Below are 13,718 nucleotides of genomic sequence, written 5' to 3'. Positions count from 1 at the left end.
AATTCCCGTGTTGCGCCTGGGGCGGGCAGCCTTTAGGTCTTGGCACAAGAGACGCTGGAAGCATGCGACCGGCACGGAGGAATTCGTCGTCAGAATGCGACCCCCAACAGCTGTAATAGCGGCACTGCTCTGGCTGCTGCCGGCAAGCGCCGGCGCGCAGACGCTGCTTGTCGGCGTCGCCGCGCCCCTGTCCGGTCCGTCGGCGATCCTGGGCAAGCAGATCGAGGCGGGTGCTGCCCTGGCAGCAGAAGCCAACGGCGCCGAGATCAAGACGGTCGACGATGCCTGCACCGCCGATGGCGGGGCTGCCGCCGCCAGGGAATTCGCCGCTGCGAAGGTCGATATCGTCGTCGGCTTCCTCTGCACCGAGGCGATCCAGGCGGCGCTGCCGATCCTCAAGGACGCCAACATACCGGTCATCACCGTTGGCGTGCGCACCGAAAGCCTGACCGATCGCCGCGCCAAAACCGGCTGGCCGGTCTACCGGCTGGGGCCACGCGGCGACGACGAGCGCAATGCCGTGGCCGGCATCCTGACCCGGCTGTGGCAGAGCGAATTGTTCGCCATCGTCGATGACGGGACCATCTATGGCCGCGAAATCGCCGAGACGCTGCGCGCAGCGGCCGAACAGGCGGCGCTGAAGCCGGTCTTCACAGACACGTTCCGGCCCCAGCTCGACAACCAGATCGGGCTGATCGGCCGGCTGAAGAAATCAGGCGCGACGCATGTCTTTGCCGGTGGCGACGGCGACGACATCGCCATTATGGGCCGCGACGCCGGCCAGCTCGAGGCCGGCATCGTCTTTGCCGGCGGCGAGAATTTGCGCACGCCACCCGGCGATGTGCCTTACGCCATCGGCACGCTGATGATCGCGCCGCCGGAATGGGCCGATGTCGCCGATCCCAAGGTGCTGGCGGCGTTTACGGCCAAAAACATCGCGCCGGATGGCTATGCCTTGCCGGCCTACGCGGCGGTGGAGATTGCCAAGGCGGCCTCGGCCGCGCCCGAGACCTCGGGCAAAGGGCTGGCCGACGCGCTAACCGGGCATGATTTCACCACCGCGATCGGCCCGCTGCGGTTCGACGACGAAGGCGATCTGAGCCAAAACCTCTATCGCGCCTTCCGCTTCGACGGGACGCGTTTCGTGCCGGCGGAGAAGAATTGATGTTTCGCACCGGGCCGCGCAATCTGATCACCGATGTCGCCGGCCTGCGCGTCGGCAACGCGTCGGACGCAAGGTTGAAATCGGGCGTCACGACCGTGCTGTGCGATGAACCGGCGGTCGGTGGCGTGCAGATCCTCGGCGGCGCGCCGGGCACGCGCGAGACCGACCTGCTCGAACCGCACAATTCCATCGAGGCGGTTCATGCCGTCGTGCTGTCGGGCGGCTCGGCCTTCGGCCTCGACGCCGCATCGGGGGTGCAGGCGGCGTTGCGTGAAAACGGCATAGGCATCGATGTCGGCGGCTTTCGCGTGCCGATCGTGCCGGCGGCGATCCTGTTCGACCTGCGCAATGGCGGCGACAAGGATTGGGGCCGTTATCCTCCCTACCGCGACCTCGGCTACCAAGCCGCCCAGGCGGCAACAGTCGACTTTCCGCTCGGCACAATCGGCGCCGGCACCGGGGCGCTGAGTTCCGGGCTGAAGGGCGGCCTCGGCTCTGCCTCGACCGTGCTCGACAGCGGCGTCACCATCGGCGCACTGGCCGCCGCCAACCCGACCGGCTCGGTGACGATTGCGCGTACACGCTATTTCTGGGCGGCGCCATTCGAGATCGGCGATGAATTCGGAGGCCTCGGCTATCCCTCGCCGATGCCGGACGACGCCAGGCGGATCCTGTTGAAATACCGCGACAAGCGTGTCGGTGGACAAGCCGAGGCCGGAGGCAACACCACCATCGCCGTCATCGCCACCGACGCCGTGCTGACCAAGGCGGCAGCCAAGCGGCTGGCCATTTCAGCGCATGACGGTTTCGTGCGCGCCATCTGGCCCGTGCACACGCCGGCTGACGGCGATCTGGTGTTCGCGCTGGCGACGGGGAAGAGCGGCACAGAACTCAGCGCCGACGATGCCGTCGATTTCTTTGCCGCCGCCGGCGCCACCATGGCGCGCGCCATCAGCCGCGGCATCCACGCCGCGACGCCGGCCGATGGCGATCTGTTTGCGGTGTGGTCGTCGCGCTGACTTTCAGTCAGGTCGGGTCGGACTCCTCTTCCTCGAAGCTGACCGCGACATCCGAATTCGCCGACAGCCAGACTTTCTGGCCCTCGACCTCGGCAAGCAGGCTCAAGGGAATGTAGTGGTGATGCCCCTGATGGGCGCCCTCGCCGCTGTCGGCCTTGGTCAACTTGATCCGCTCGCCATCGACCCTGTCGACGGTGCCGATGTGAACGCCGTCGGCGCCGACCACTTCCATATGCTCGCGAATCTTGCTGGCCTCAGTCATGGGGTGTTCTCCTTTTGAAAACGATCGACGATAACAAACAGAGGCGAAATTGGATGCATCGCCTTTTGAATAGCACGATGTTTTGACTGTCTCGTGATAGGGAACGATCGAACCAAGGCAGGCGGAGCGGAACCCCGATGCGAAATCTCGTCCTGATTGGCGTTTGCCTGCTGGTCCATCTGGCATCCGCCATGGCCGCCCGAGCGGGCGATGTCGCCGAGCTTGAAATCCTCGGCTTCAGCAAGGATGGCAGCGTCTTCGCCTTCGAGGAATATGGTGTGGCAGACGGTTCGGGCTTTCCCTATGCCAATCGCTACTACATCGACACCGCCGACGACACGTTCCTGAAGGGCACGCCAATCCGGGTCCGGCTAGAGGATGAGACCGCCTCGCTCGAGACGGCCCGTCAGCAAGCCAGGCAAAAAGGCGAAGCAATCATTGCCCAGGTCGAGCTTACCGCCAACCGCGGCATCACCGCCGGCTTCAACCCGGTGACCGAACTGTCGGCCGACCCGTTCCGCATGGTGGTCAACCCACGGCCGATCTTTTCGCCGGTCGACCCGCCGCTGGAATTCCGGCTCGACGAGATCGGCATGAACGACACCGAAAGCTGCCAGAGCCAAGGCGAGGTCAACGGTTTTCGCTTGCTGCGGATCGAGGCCAGGGATGGCGGCCAGACCCATCTGCTGCATGAGGATAAATCGATCCCGAAAAGCCGTGGCTGCCCGAACGGCTACCGGATCGGCGCGGTGCAGACATTTTCGATGGACGGCATCAGCGCCTATGCGGTGCTGATCGCGGTGCGCCAATACGGCTTCGAAGGGCCGGATTTTCGCTGGATCGCCGTGACCGGACGCCTGTGACATCGCTCGATCAATCCAGTTGGCGCAAGCGCGCCGGAAATCGCGTCAGCCGCGCCATGCCATCGACGGGCACGGCGCTTGTCGGCGCCTTGCTGTGGGCGATGGCCATGGGCGCCAGCGCGCTGACCGGTCTTTGGCTCGACAATTGGGAGACCCCGGAAAAGATCCGCTTCGTCGCCCTGCTGTTTGCGACCGGCGCGGCATTGGCCTTTCCCGTCGGGTTGTTCGCGGCGCGGCTGGTCTCGCTGGACCGGCACTGGGAGGTGGCGTTCGCCGCCGCCTTCGTCTGCCTGCTTGCCACGACGCTCGCCTTCACCGGCGGGTTGTTTGCGCTGCAATACCGCTCCTATTATGCCGAATGGCACGCGGAGGCCTTCACCGCCCGGTGGGCGTTCGAACTGGTCTTCACCTCGCTGACGGCGCTCTACCAGTTCGTGGTGCTGGGTATCAGGCTCTATTTTCCGCTCGGATTCATCGCGCTTGCCGCCGCCAGCGTGTGGTTTGCACGCCAGCAGCGTTGAGCATTCGGTCCGCCTCTGATAGGAGGCGCACTTAACCACCGACATATCAGGACTGACGGATGATCCCTCGCTATTCCCGGCCGGAAATGGTCGCCATCTGGTCGCCGGAAACCCGCTTCCGCATCTGGTTCGAAATCGAGGCCCATGCCTGCGATGCGCTGGCTGAGCTCGGCGTCATCCCCAGGGAAGCCGCCAAGACCATCTGGGAAAAGGGCAACGCGGCAAAATTTGACGTCGGCAAGATCGACGAGATCGAGGCCGTGACCAAGCACGACGTCATCGCCTTCCTCACCCATCTGGCCGAATTCGTCGGGCCGGATGCGCGTTTCATCCACCAGGGCATGACCTCGTCAGATGTTCTCGACACCTGCCTTGCGGTGCAGCTCGGCCGCGCCAGCGATATCCTGCTGGCCGACCTCGACGGCCTGCTCGCCGCGCTGAAGCGCCGGGCCTTCGAGCACAAGGACACCGTCACCATCGGCCGCAGCCACGGCATCCACGCCGAGCCGACCACGTTCGGCGTCAAGCTGGCGCAGGCCTATGCCGAGTTCTCGCGCTGCCGCGAGCGGCTGGTGCACGCGCGAGAGGATATTGCCACCTGCGCCATATCGGGCGCGATCGGCACCTTCGCCAACATCGATCCCTATGTCGAAGAACATGTGGCGAAAAAGCTTGGGCTGAAGCCGGAGCCGGTGTCGACGCAGGTCATCCCTCGCGACCGCCATGCCATGTTCTTTGCCACGCTCGGCGTCATCGCCTCGTCGGTCGAGCGGCTGGCGACCGAGATCCGCCATCTGCAGCGCACCGAGGTGCTGGAAGCGGAAGAGTATTTTTCGCCGGGCCAGAAGGGCTCGTCGGCAATGCCGCACAAGCGCAACCCGGTGCTGACCGAAAACCTCACCGGCCTTGCCCGCATGGTGCGCTCCATGGCCTTGCCGGCGATGGAGAATGTCGCGCTCTGGCACGAGCGCGACATTTCGCATTCCTCGGTCGAGCGCATGATCGGCCCGGACGCCACGATAACACTCGATTTCGCGCTGTCGCGGTTGACCGGCGTCATCGACAAATTGCTGGTCTATCCCGACAACATGCTGAAGAACATGAACAAGTTCCGTGGCCTTGTGCATTCGCAGCGCGTGCTTTTGGCGCTGACGCAAGCCGGCGTCAGCCGCGAGGACGCCTACCGCCTGGTGCAGCGCAACGCCATGAAGGTATGGGAACATGGCGCTGATTTCCTTGAGGAATTGTTGGCCGACAAGGAAGTCACCGCAGCGCTGCCCGAAGCCGAGATCCGCGAGAAATTCGACCTGGGCTATCACACCAAGCATGTCGATACGATCTTCAAGCGGGTTTTCGGATAGGATCTTCCATGCGGCTGGCTGTCCTTTCCGACATCCATGGGAATCTGCGCGCGCTTGAGGCGGTTCATGCGCAGATCAAAGACGCTTCTCCCGACATCATCGTCAATCTGGGCGATTGTCTCTCCGGGCCGCTATGGCCTGAAGAAACCGCGCAATATCTGATTGCACAGAATTGGCCGACCGTGCGCGGCAATCACGACCGTGTGCTGGTCGAGCCGCCTGCTTCCGGGTTGGAAGACGTCGATGCTTTCACCCACCAATGCCTGTCCCAGGCGTCATTGACCTGGCTCTCGGCATTGCCGGTCACCCTGTCGCCTGCCCAGGACATCCTGCTTTGCCATGGCAGCCCCAGTGACGACGACGTGTTCCTGCTCGAGGAAGACGGAGGCAGCCACTTCCACCCGTCCAATGAAAAGCAGATCAGGCACAAGCTGGGCAGCGCCGGCGCCGGGCTGACCTTGTGCGGCCATACACATACGCCGCGCGTTGTGCGCTTGTCGGACAACCGGACAATCCTCAATCCCGGCAGTGTCGGCGTCCAGGCATTCCCAGGTTTGACTGTGACCGGCAGTCCGGATGCCCGCTATGCCCTTGCCACGCGCAAGGACAGACAATGGTCGTTCAGCCATCATACGGTCAGCTATGACTGGACCGAAGCATCCGGCCGCGCCACGGCGACCGGATTCGACAGCTGGGCGCATGGGCTGCTGACGGGCTACGCCGCCAATTCCTTGTAAGAACCGAGCAGACGCTCAGCCTGGGGCGCCTGGCACGGTGCGGATCACCGTGCCCCACGGATCTTCCCGTGTGATGTCAGCGGTTGTCTTGTCCGAGCGCATCTCGACCCAGGCCAGCCCTGAGCGGGACGGATCGCGGCGCCCGGCGCCGGCGCTGTGCCACGAATTGCCACCGATATGATGGTGGTAGCCTCCCGACGACAGGAACACCGCCTGCCCTCCATACTTAGCGACCGTGTCGAAGCCAAATTCGTCGTGCCACCAGGCCTCGGCATCTTCCGGCCGGCCGACGCGCAGATGGACATGGCCGATAATGCTGTTTTGCGGCGCGCCCTGCCAGCCGGCGTCACCGGCCGGCACGCTGCCAACCACGGCGGCCAGATTCAGCCGCTCGGTCGCCATGGCGATCTTGTCGCCGTTCCACTTCCACTCCTGCGGCAGACGGTCCCTATAGATTTCAATGCCGTTGCCTTCGGGGTCGGTCAGGTACAAAGCCTCGCTGACCAGATGGTCGGAGGCGCCCTCGATGCGGATTTTGTTGGCGGCGGCATGGTTTATCCAACGGCCGAGATCGGCGCGGCTGGGCAGAAGGAAAGCGGTGTGGAAAAGGCCGGCGCTGCGCGCATCGTCGGGCTTGGCCGCTGCGTCAGGCTCGATCACCAGCAGCGGGCGCTCGGCAGCGCCCAGCGTGATGGCGCCATCGGCGCGGCTCAATTCCTGCAGGCCGACAACAGCCCGGTAGTAATCGGCAAGTCCTTCGGCGTCGCGCGCCTTCAGGCCCACGCGTGACACGCTGACGGGGGTCGTCGCGGCAAAAGGCAGTTCGCTCATAAAACTCTCCGTTCAGCGCGTTATCCCTAGGGCGCGCACCAGCCTATTCTGTTGTCCATCTCTCCCCGCCTCAAATCGTCGATCCCGATCGTTCACACAAGATGGAAAGAATCGAACAGGTTGTTCACGATTGTGATGCACCGCATGCGTCAGCGCGGGTTGCACGAGACACGGTCGCTCGCTATCTCAGCGCCATGAAAGTCAAAGACGCAGATATTCTGATCGTGCCGGGCTACACCAATTCCGGCCCCGAACACTGGCAGACACGCTGGCAATCGAAACTGTCGACGGCGCGTCGGGTCGAACAGGCGGAGTGGTCGAAGCCGGTGCGCGAGGACTGGACGACGAGCGTGGCGAACGCTGTCAACGAGGCCGAGCGGCCGGTGGTGATCGTTGCCCATTCGCTCGGTGTGGCGGCCGCGGTGCAGGCCATTCCGCAGTTCAGGAAGCCGGTCGCCGGCGCGTTTTTTGTCGCACCGCCCGACGTCGCCAACCCGGAGATAAGGCCGCGTCACCTGATGACCTTTGGCCCCTATGCGCGCAAACCGCTGCCCTTCCCGTCCATCGTCATCGCCAGCCGCAACGATCCGTTCTGCGCCTTCGAGGTTGCCGAGGGCATTGCCGCTGCCTGGGGTTCGCTGTTCATCGATGCCGGCGAAACCGGTCACCTCAATGAGGATGCCGGCTTCGGCCCGTGGCCGGAAGGGTCGATGACCTTCGCCAAGTTCCTGACCGACCTCAAGGCCTGACCGGGCAAGGCACCACGCCTCAGCCCTTGATCGAATCGTTCATGCTTTTGATGAGTGTCTTTGCGCCGAGCGAAATCAGCGCATGGTCCGAGCCCATCGCCAGCAGCCGGTAGCCCATCGCCACGACGCGGCCGGCAATCGCCGGCTCAACGACGTAGATTGCCGCATGCTTGCCCGCCTTGCGCGTCCGCTCGGCGATGGAGGTGACGGTTTCCATCATGCTTTCCAGCGTCGAATTGACGGTGGCGCCATTCGACCAGGCGATGGAGAAATCCGATGGGCCGAGGAAGATGCCGTCAATGCCCGGCGTGTCGAGGATGCCGTCCAGCGCATCGAGTGCGGCGCGCGTTTCGACCATGGCAAAGGCCATGGTGCGTTGATTGGTGTCGCGCAGCCATTCGGCGTGGTCGCCTTTGCCATGGCGCGGAAAAGCATAGGTCGGGCCCCAGGAGCGCTCGCCCATCGGCGGATATTTCATCGCCGCGGCAAAGAGTTTTGCATCGGCCACCGAATTCACCATCGGTGCAATCACCGCCTCGGCACCGAAATCGAGGGCGCGGCTGGCCATGTCGAAGCGGCCGACCGGAATGCGCACTAGCGCCGGCTTGTTGGCGGCCAGCACCGGCACCAGCCCGCGCAGGACCGAGTCCTCGTGGTGTCCGCCATGCTGCATATCGAGGGTGACGGCGTCAAAACCCTGCTTGGCGATGATTTCGACCGTCAAAGCGTCCGGAACGCCGGACCAGGCGGTGAACAGCGTTTCATCCGCCGCCAGGCGTGACTTCAGGGACATGGTGCTTTCCTCGTTGGGTAGAGCCTTGTAACAGGCCCACGCACAGTTTCAGCCGGAAAAGGCTGAAAAGGCAAAGAAAAACCGCCCGGCTGGACCGGGCGGTCGATTGGTCCAGCGCTACTCGCTCTAGGTGTTCTTGATCTGCTCGATCGCCTGCGCCATCAGTTCGTCCATGGTGCGGCGGATCTGGTGATCCGACTGGTCGACGCCGGCGGCGTCGAAATCCTTGCGGATCTTGCGGAATACGTCGTGATCGCCGGCTTCCTCGATATCGGAAACCACAACTTCCTTGGCATAGGCGTCGGCGTCAGTGCCGGACTTGCCCAGCTTTTCGGCTGCCCACAGGCCAAGCGCCTTGTTGCGGCGTGCCGAAGCCTTGAAGCGAAGTTCTTCGTCGAAGGCGAATTTGCGCTCAAAACCCTCTTCGCGGTCTTTCATGCTGCTCATGGCTTCCCTCCGATGAAATCGATTCGCGTTGGTGATGGATATGTGTGCTGCCGCAGCACAAACCAAAAGGGCGCAGGCCGGTCAATATGCTACATCGCTTGCTGCGCTGCGGCATTTCATTCCTGAAAGCGGTCGATGGAAAGGATTTGCCGATTGAGCAAACGCTGTGATTGGGATAGACCCGGCATTGAACCCCACCCGTCGCCGCACCAATTTAGGCAGACGGACAGGAACTGGTCGCTTGCCGCCTGCCCGCAAATCCAGAGAAAAATCAGATGAAAAATCGCCGCCGCATTTATGAAGGCAAGGCCAAGATCCTCTATGAGGGACCGGAACCGGGCACACTTATCCAGTTCTTCAAGGATGATGCGACCGCATTCAACAAGAAGAAACATGAGGTCATCGACGGCAAGGGTGTGCTCAACAACCGCATTTCCGAGTACATCTTCAACCATCTGAACCGCATGGGCATTCCGACCCACTTCATCCGCCGGCTCAACATGCGCGAGCAGTTGATCAAGGAAGTCGAGATCATTCCGCTCGAAGTGGTGGTGCGCAATGTCGCCGCCGGCTCGCTGTCCAAGCGCCTCGGCATCGAGGAAGGCACCGTTCTGCCGCGCTCGATCATCGAATTCTATTATAAGGCCGATGCGCTCGACGATCCGATGGTGTCGGAAGAGCACATCACCGCTTTCGGCTGGGCAAGCCCGCAGGAGATCGACGACGTCATGGCGCTGGCCATCCGCGTCAACGACTTCCTCTCCGGCCTGTTCATGGGTGTCGGCATCCAACTCGTGGATTTCAAGATCGAATGCGGCCGCCTGTTCGAGGGCGACATGATGCGCATCGTCGTTGCCGACGAGATCTCGCCGGATTCGTGCCGGCTGTGGGACGTGGCAACGCAGGACAAGCTCGACAAGGACCGTTTCCGCCGCGATATGGGCGGCCTCGTCGAAGCCTATCAGGAAGTTGCCCGCCGCCTTGGCATCATGAACGAGAACGAGCCGCCGCGCCCGACCGGCCCGGTGCTCGTCGCCTCGACCGACGGCCTCAAAGGCAAGCCGCACTAAGTCTTCATTTCTTGACGCAATTCCGGACGGAAAACCGCTTCACACTTTTCCTGGAATTGCTAAGTCTTCGAACAGGAACCTGTCCAGCATGATCAAGGCCCGCATCACCGTCACCCTCAAGAACGGCGTGCTCGACCCGCAGGGAAAAGCCATAGAGCACGCTCTGTCCGGACTGGGGTTCGGCGGCGTCGGCCAGGTGCGGCAGGGCAAGGTCTTCGACCTCGAGCTCTCAGAGACCGACAAGGCCAAGGCTGAAGCCGATCTGAAAGCCATGTGCGACAAGCTGCTGGCGAATACGGTGATCGAGAATTACGCGGTGGAGATCGCTTGATATGAAATCAGCTGTCGTTCTTCTCCCCGGCCTCAACCGCGACCGCGACATGATTGCGGCGCTGACCAAGATTTCCGGGCAGGCGCCGGCGACCGTCTGGCAGACCGACACCGAAATCCCCGATGTCGACCTGATCGCCATTCCCGGCGGCTTCTCCTTCGGCGATTATCTGCGCTGCGGCGCGATTGCCGCGCGGATGCCGGTAATGCGGGCAGTCGCTGAAAAGGCCGCCAAGGGCGTCATGGTCATTGGCGTCTGCAACGGGTTCCAGATTCTGGTCGAGGCCGGCCTGCTGCCCGGCGCGCTGATGCGCAATGCTTCGCTGAAATTCGTTTGCCGTGAGGTGAAGCTGCAGATCGCCAACGCCAACACCATGTTCACCCGCCGCTATCAGCCGGGCCAAATCATCCGCACGCCGGTTGCGCATCATGACGGCAATTATTTCGCCGATGCCGACACGCTTGCGCGCCTCGAGGGCGAAGGACAGGTTGTGTTCCGCTATGCCGAAGGCACCAATCCCAATGGCTCGATGAACGACATTGCCGGTATCGTCAGCGAGAAGGGCAATGTGCTCGGCCTGATGCCGCATCCCGAAAACCTGATCGAGGCAGCGCATGGCGGAAGCGACGGCCGCGCCCTGTTCGAAGGCGCGCTCGGCATCGCCGCCTGATATCTCTTCGAATTCCTTTCAAAACGCGGGGGCGGTTGACCATGAGACTGACGATTGTTCGCCTGGGTCCCCTGGCTGCTGCCGGCTTGGCGTTGGCGTCCTGCCAGTCCAGCCCGAAGAGCGCGCCGGTCCCCACGGGCAAGAGCGCTTCGCTGCTGGCCATGGAACAGGTGGCGATATCGGCCCACAAATGCTGGATCGCCAGCAAGGATCCCGCCTTCAAATCCTATCAGATGGCCAATGAGCTGAATTCGTTCAGCGGCACGCCGCGCTTCCTGCTGGTGCCGGCCAAGCATTATGGCGGCAAGCCGCTGCTGGTCGTCCAGGCGCAAGGCAATTCCAGCCGCGTCGACGTGTTCGGTCCGCTGATGGACGATCCGCTCGGCGCGCGCATCGGATCCGACATTGCGCGCTGGCAAACGGGCAACCCCTCCTGCAACGCGGCCGCCTGACGCCATGGGCCGCTTCCTGCAGTTTGCGGGATTGATCATCGGTCTGGCCGGGCTTGTCCTGCAAGCGTGCATCACCATCCCGGCATCGATGGAAGCCGGCCGCAGTTTTCTCGGCTCCATCGTCTTTCTGTTCAGCTTCTTCACCATCCTGACCAACATCGGTGCAGTGCTGGTCCATGTCTCGCTGCTGTCGCCTTCGGGCTACGCCTGGCTGCCGGCCTTTGCCGGGCCGCGGATGCGGGCGGGCGTGGCGGTGTCAATCGCCCTGGTCTTCATCGTCTATGCCACGGTTCTGGCGCAGCTCTGGCAGCCGCAAGGGCTGTTTCTGCTCTGCGACGTGCTGCTCCATTACGTGACGCCGGTGCTGTTCGTGCTGTGGTGGCTGGTGGCTGGCGCCGACGGCAGGACACGGTGGAGCGACATTTCCTGGTGGATGGCCTATCCGATCGCCTATCTCGCCTACGCGTTGGCGCGCGCGCCGATCGCAGGCGAAGTGCCCTATCCGTTCCTCGACGCCGCCAAGAACGGCGTGGCCAGCGTCGCGCTTGCGGCGCTGGCCGTCACCGGGGTTTTCCTGGTGCTTTGCATCCTCGCCGTGCTTGCCGACAAGGGCGTCTCACGCCTCAGGCTCCGCGCACCCGTCGTTGACGAACCGGCTCCGGGTCAGTCCCAGAGCCGTCGGATCCCTTCACGGTAGGCGTCGCCACGCGAAACACCGATATCCCTGAGTTGCTCGTCGGTCATTTCGAGCAAAGCCAGGCGGCCGCGACGGCGCTCGATCAGCACGTCGATCCATCGCGCCAGCGATCTGACCACATCCACGATCCGGCCGACAAAGCCTCGCCGGCTGGACGGGCTCGGCCCGACCAATTCAATGCCCGCGCAGCGGATTGTCTCGATTGTATCCATTGTCTTTCTGCCAACCTTGCAAATTGTACCCATCTTGGTACGGTTCTGATATGCATTGACACCCGATCTGGTGCAATATACAGAATTGTCACCATGACAAATTGGCTCCCTGACCTTACCATCGGTTCCGGCCCGCTTTACCAGCGCCTTGCCGACAGCATCGAGTCGGACATCGACAAGGGCGTCATCGATGCCGGGGCAAAATTGCCGCCGCAGCGCGATCTCGCCTATGATATCGGCACGACGGTCGGCACGATCGGCCGAGCCTATCAGCTGCTGCGCGAGCGCGGCCTGGTGAGCGGCGAAGTCGGTCGCGGGACCTATGTGCTGGCGCAGCAATCGGAAGCGTCACCCGAATTCGCCGAGCCTGCCGTGCAAGGCACGCGCTATGTCGATGCGCCGCCCGGCAAGCTGCGTTTCGACAGCACTGCCGCGCCCGACATCGGCCAGGGCGCCATTGTCGCTGACATGCTCTCGCGCACGGTGCAGGATCACCCGCACGAGATTTCGAGCTACACCAGGGATTTTCCGGAGCGCTGGTTCGAGGCCGGCGCCCGCTGGCTGTCGCGCAATTCGTTCCGTCCGGCGGCCGACACCATCGTTCCCACGCTTGGCACACATGCCGCGGTGATGGCGGCGATTGCGGCACTGACCACACCGGGCGACTATGTCGCCTTCGAGCACCTCACCTATTCGCAGATCGCCCGCAGCGCCGGGCTGATCGGGCGGCGCATAGCACTGGTGGCATCGGACGAAGAAGGCCTCGATCCCGAGGATTTCGAACGCGTCTGCGCGCAAAAGCACCCGAAGATGATCTTCCTGATGCCGACGGTGCAGAACCCGACGCTGGCGATCCTGTCGGTTTCGCGCCGCGAGGCGATCGCTCGTGTCGCGCGCGCGTACAATGTCATCGTCATCGAGGACGATCTCTATGGCGGCCTGACCGAAGATCCGACGCCGCTCATCGCCGAATATGCACCCGAGCGCACCATTGTCGCCGGCGGTCTGTCGAAATCGGTCGCGGCAGGTGTTCGCGGCGGCTGGCTCTCCTGCCCGCCCGCCTATCGCCATCGCATCCGCGTCGCCCACAAGATGATGACCGGCGGGATGCCGTTCCTGCTGGCGGAGGTGAATGCGCGGCTGGTGCTGTCTGGGCAGGCTGGCGATATCCGCAAACGCAGCATTGCCGAAATTGCCGCCCGCATCGCCATCGTGCGCGAGACACTGGCGGGTTTCGCCTTCAAGTCACACGGCAGCGTGCCCTTCGTCTGGCTGACGCTGCCCGATCCCTGGCTGTCCGGCACTTTCAGGAGCGCATGCCTCGAAAATGGCGTGCTCCTCGACGACGAGGACGAGTTCAAGGCGGGGCGTTCCGAGCAGGTTTTTCACGGCGTGCGTTTCGGCGTCTCGCAGCCAAGGCGGCGCGAGGACATCACCGGCGGCGTCGCGGTGATCCGGCGGCTGCTGGAGGAAGGCCGCGCCGGCTACGACAGTTCGTCCTGAATCGTTGGCGCTAAACCGTGCCCCTGCGTACCGAT

18 protein-coding genes are annotated in these 13,718 nt (G+C 63.4%); 13 read left to right on the top strand and 5 right to left on the bottom strand.

The annotated features are described in order from the left end of the window. Positions 1-94 precede the first annotated feature (94 nt). Complete coding sequence (locus NKI10_RS10070) at positions 95-1,165, top strand: branched-chain amino acid ABC transporter substrate-binding protein (protein WP_352859729.1); 1,071 nt, start codon at positions 95-97, stop codon at positions 1,163-1,165. Further along, positions 1,165-2,184: a P1 family peptidase gene (locus NKI10_RS10065; protein WP_352859727.1), complete on the top strand. Its 1,020-nt coding sequence runs from the start codon at positions 1,165-1,167 to the stop codon at positions 2,182-2,184. Before NKI10_RS10070 ends, NKI10_RS10065 begins: the two co-directional genes overlap by 1 nt. 7 nt (positions 2,185-2,191) lie before the next feature. On the opposite strand, the gene NKI10_RS10060 is transcribed toward NKI10_RS10065, so the two are convergent. Beyond that, positions 2,192-2,446, bottom strand: a complete 255-nt coding sequence (locus NKI10_RS10060) for a DUF2171 domain-containing protein (RefSeq protein ID WP_023669083.1) — start codon at positions 2,444-2,446, stop codon at positions 2,192-2,194. Between the two features lie 137 nt (positions 2,447-2,583). Here NKI10_RS10060 and NKI10_RS10055 point away from each other — a divergent pair, with 137 nt between their 5' ends. From NKI10_RS10055 to NKI10_RS10040, 4 genes are read left to right on the top strand one after another with little or no spacing between them, the layout of a single operon-like run. After that, complete coding sequence (locus NKI10_RS10055; protein ID WP_352859725.1) at positions 2,584-3,309, top strand: DUF2259 domain-containing protein; 726 nt, start codon at positions 2,584-2,586, stop codon at positions 3,307-3,309. Between the two features lie 56 nt (positions 3,310-3,365). Next, positions 3,366-3,830, top strand: a complete 465-nt coding sequence (locus NKI10_RS10050; protein ID WP_023709322.1) for a hypothetical protein — start codon at positions 3,366-3,368, stop codon at positions 3,828-3,830. 59 nt (positions 3,831-3,889) lie between these two features. Next, positions 3,890-5,191 carry an adenylosuccinate lyase gene (gene purB / locus NKI10_RS10045; RefSeq protein ID WP_023734535.1) on the top strand — a complete coding sequence of 434 codons (1,302 nt, stop codon included), beginning with the start codon at positions 3,890-3,892 and terminating at the stop codon, positions 5,189-5,191. An 8-nt stretch (positions 5,192-5,199) separates the two neighbouring features. Next, complete coding sequence (locus NKI10_RS10040) at positions 5,200-5,928, top strand: metallophosphoesterase family protein (RefSeq protein WP_352859722.1); 729 nt, start codon at positions 5,200-5,202, stop codon at positions 5,926-5,928. Positions 5,929-5,943: 15 nt separating this feature from the next. Here NKI10_RS10040 and NKI10_RS10035 read toward each other — a convergent pair whose 3' ends face one another. Next, a complete protein-coding gene (locus NKI10_RS10035) occupies positions 5,944-6,759 on the bottom strand; it encodes a VOC family protein (protein WP_352859720.1) in 816 nt (271 codons plus the stop codon). A gap of 194 nt (positions 6,760-6,953) precedes the next feature. Here NKI10_RS10035 and NKI10_RS10030 point away from each other — a divergent pair, with 194 nt between their 5' ends. Next, positions 6,954-7,508, top strand: coding sequence for an RBBP9/YdeN family alpha/beta hydrolase (locus NKI10_RS10030; protein ID WP_352624593.1), 555 nt, complete (start codon positions 6,954-6,956; stop codon positions 7,506-7,508). A gap of 19 nt (positions 7,509-7,527) precedes the next feature. On the opposite strand, the gene NKI10_RS10025 is transcribed toward NKI10_RS10030, so the two are convergent. Next, a complete protein-coding gene (locus tag NKI10_RS10025) occupies positions 7,528-8,301 on the bottom strand; it encodes an HpcH/HpaI aldolase family protein (RefSeq protein ID WP_023690189.1) in 774 nt (257 codons plus the stop codon). 126 nt (positions 8,302-8,427) lie between these two features. After that, the gene (locus NKI10_RS10020) at positions 8,428-8,748 is read right to left on the bottom strand and encodes a DUF1476 domain-containing protein (protein ID WP_023669091.1); all 321 of its coding nucleotides are present in this window, start codon (positions 8,746-8,748) and stop codon (positions 8,428-8,430) included. Positions 8,749-9,023: 275 nt separating this feature from the next. Between NKI10_RS10020 and purC the strand changes: the two genes are divergently transcribed. From purC to NKI10_RS09995, 5 genes are all read left to right on the top strand, one after another. Further along, positions 9,024-9,818, top strand: coding sequence for a phosphoribosylaminoimidazolesuccinocarboxamide synthase (gene purC / locus NKI10_RS10015; protein WP_013532127.1), 795 nt, complete (start codon positions 9,024-9,026; stop codon positions 9,816-9,818). A gap of 88 nt (positions 9,819-9,906) precedes the next feature. Then, on the top strand, positions 9,907-10,149 hold the full coding sequence (gene purS, locus NKI10_RS10010; RefSeq protein WP_023669092.1) for a phosphoribosylformylglycinamidine synthase subunit PurS: 243 nt from the start codon (positions 9,907-9,909) through the stop codon (positions 10,147-10,149). Position 10,150: 1 nt separating this feature from the next. Further along, on the top strand, positions 10,151-10,819 hold the full coding sequence (gene purQ / locus NKI10_RS10005; RefSeq protein WP_352859717.1) for a phosphoribosylformylglycinamidine synthase subunit PurQ: 669 nt from the start codon (positions 10,151-10,153) through the stop codon (positions 10,817-10,819). A gap of 41 nt (positions 10,820-10,860) precedes the next feature. Beyond that, positions 10,861-11,271 (top strand): hypothetical protein, encoded by a 411-nt coding sequence (locus NKI10_RS10000; protein WP_023669094.1) that lies wholly within the window; start codon positions 10,861-10,863, stop codon positions 11,269-11,271. A gap of 4 nt (positions 11,272-11,275) precedes the next feature. Next, complete coding sequence (locus NKI10_RS09995; RefSeq protein WP_352462413.1) at positions 11,276-11,968, top strand: Pr6Pr family membrane protein; 693 nt, start codon at positions 11,276-11,278, stop codon at positions 11,966-11,968. On the opposite strand, the gene NKI10_RS09990 is transcribed toward NKI10_RS09995, so the two are convergent. Then, complete coding sequence (locus NKI10_RS09990) at positions 11,935-12,180, bottom strand: DUF1127 domain-containing protein (protein ID WP_023736518.1); 246 nt, start codon at positions 12,178-12,180, stop codon at positions 11,935-11,937. The genes NKI10_RS09995 and NKI10_RS09990 overlap by 34 nt on opposite strands. A gap of 93 nt (positions 12,181-12,273) precedes the next feature. Between NKI10_RS09990 and NKI10_RS09985 the strand changes: the two genes are divergently transcribed. Beyond that, positions 12,274-13,683 carry an aminotransferase-like domain-containing protein gene (locus tag NKI10_RS09985; RefSeq protein WP_023736517.1) on the top strand — a complete coding sequence of 470 codons (1,410 nt, stop codon included), beginning with the start codon at positions 12,274-12,276 and terminating at the stop codon, positions 13,681-13,683. Positions 13,684-13,718 lie beyond the last annotated feature (35 nt).

The organism is Mesorhizobium sp. M0802 (assembly GCF_040320115.1).
In the GTDB taxonomy this organism is placed as follows: Bacteria; Pseudomonadota; Alphaproteobacteria; order Rhizobiales; family Rhizobiaceae; genus Mesorhizobium.
This window is presented reverse-complemented; position numbering and strand designations above follow the sequence as displayed.

Coding starts and splice junctions, on each gene's coding strand:
- purQ (WP_352859717.1), top strand. CDS start 10,151: ATGAAATCAGCTGTCGTTCTTCTCCCCGGCCTCAACCGCGACCGCGAC.
- NKI10_RS09995 (WP_352462413.1), top strand. CDS start 11,276: ATGGGCCGCTTCCTGCAGTTTGCGGGATTGATCATCGGTCTGGCCGGG.
- NKI10_RS10000 (WP_023669094.1), top strand. CDS start 10,861: ATGAGACTGACGATTGTTCGCCTGGGTCCCCTGGCTGCTGCCGGCTTG.
- purS (WP_023669092.1), top strand. CDS start 9,907: ATGATCAAGGCCCGCATCACCGTCACCCTCAAGAACGGCGTGCTCGAC.
- NKI10_RS10025 (WP_023690189.1), bottom strand. CDS start 8,301: ATGTCCCTGAAGTCACGCCTGGCGGCGGATGAAACGCTGTTCACCGCC.
- NKI10_RS10030 (WP_352624593.1), top strand. CDS start 6,954: ATGAAAGTCAAAGACGCAGATATTCTGATCGTGCCGGGCTACACCAAT.
- NKI10_RS09990 (WP_023736518.1), bottom strand. CDS start 12,180: ATGGATACAATCGAGACAATCCGCTGCGCGGGCATTGAATTGGTCGGG.
- purB (WP_023734535.1), top strand. CDS start 3,890: ATGATCCCTCGCTATTCCCGGCCGGAAATGGTCGCCATCTGGTCGCCG.
- NKI10_RS10055 (WP_352859725.1), top strand. CDS start 2,584: ATGCGAAATCTCGTCCTGATTGGCGTTTGCCTGCTGGTCCATCTGGCA.
- NKI10_RS10050 (WP_023709322.1), top strand. CDS start 3,366: ATGCCATCGACGGGCACGGCGCTTGTCGGCGCCTTGCTGTGGGCGATG.
- NKI10_RS10060 (WP_023669083.1), bottom strand. CDS start 2,446: ATGACTGAGGCCAGCAAGATTCGCGAGCATATGGAAGTGGTCGGCGCC.
- NKI10_RS10020 (WP_023669091.1), bottom strand. CDS start 8,748: ATGAGCAGCATGAAAGACCGCGAAGAGGGTTTTGAGCGCAAATTCGCC.
- NKI10_RS09985 (WP_023736517.1), top strand. CDS start 12,274: ATGACAAATTGGCTCCCTGACCTTACCATCGGTTCCGGCCCGCTTTAC.
- NKI10_RS10040 (WP_352859722.1), top strand. CDS start 5,200: ATGCGGCTGGCTGTCCTTTCCGACATCCATGGGAATCTGCGCGCGCTT.
- purC (WP_013532127.1), top strand. CDS start 9,024: ATGAAAAATCGCCGCCGCATTTATGAAGGCAAGGCCAAGATCCTCTAT.
- NKI10_RS10035 (WP_352859720.1), bottom strand. CDS start 6,759: ATGAGCGAACTGCCTTTTGCCGCGACGACCCCCGTCAGCGTGTCACGC.
- NKI10_RS10065 (WP_352859727.1), top strand. CDS start 1,165: ATGTTTCGCACCGGGCCGCGCAATCTGATCACCGATGTCGCCGGCCTG.
- NKI10_RS10070 (WP_352859729.1), top strand. CDS start 95: ATGCGACCCCCAACAGCTGTAATAGCGGCACTGCTCTGGCTGCTGCCG.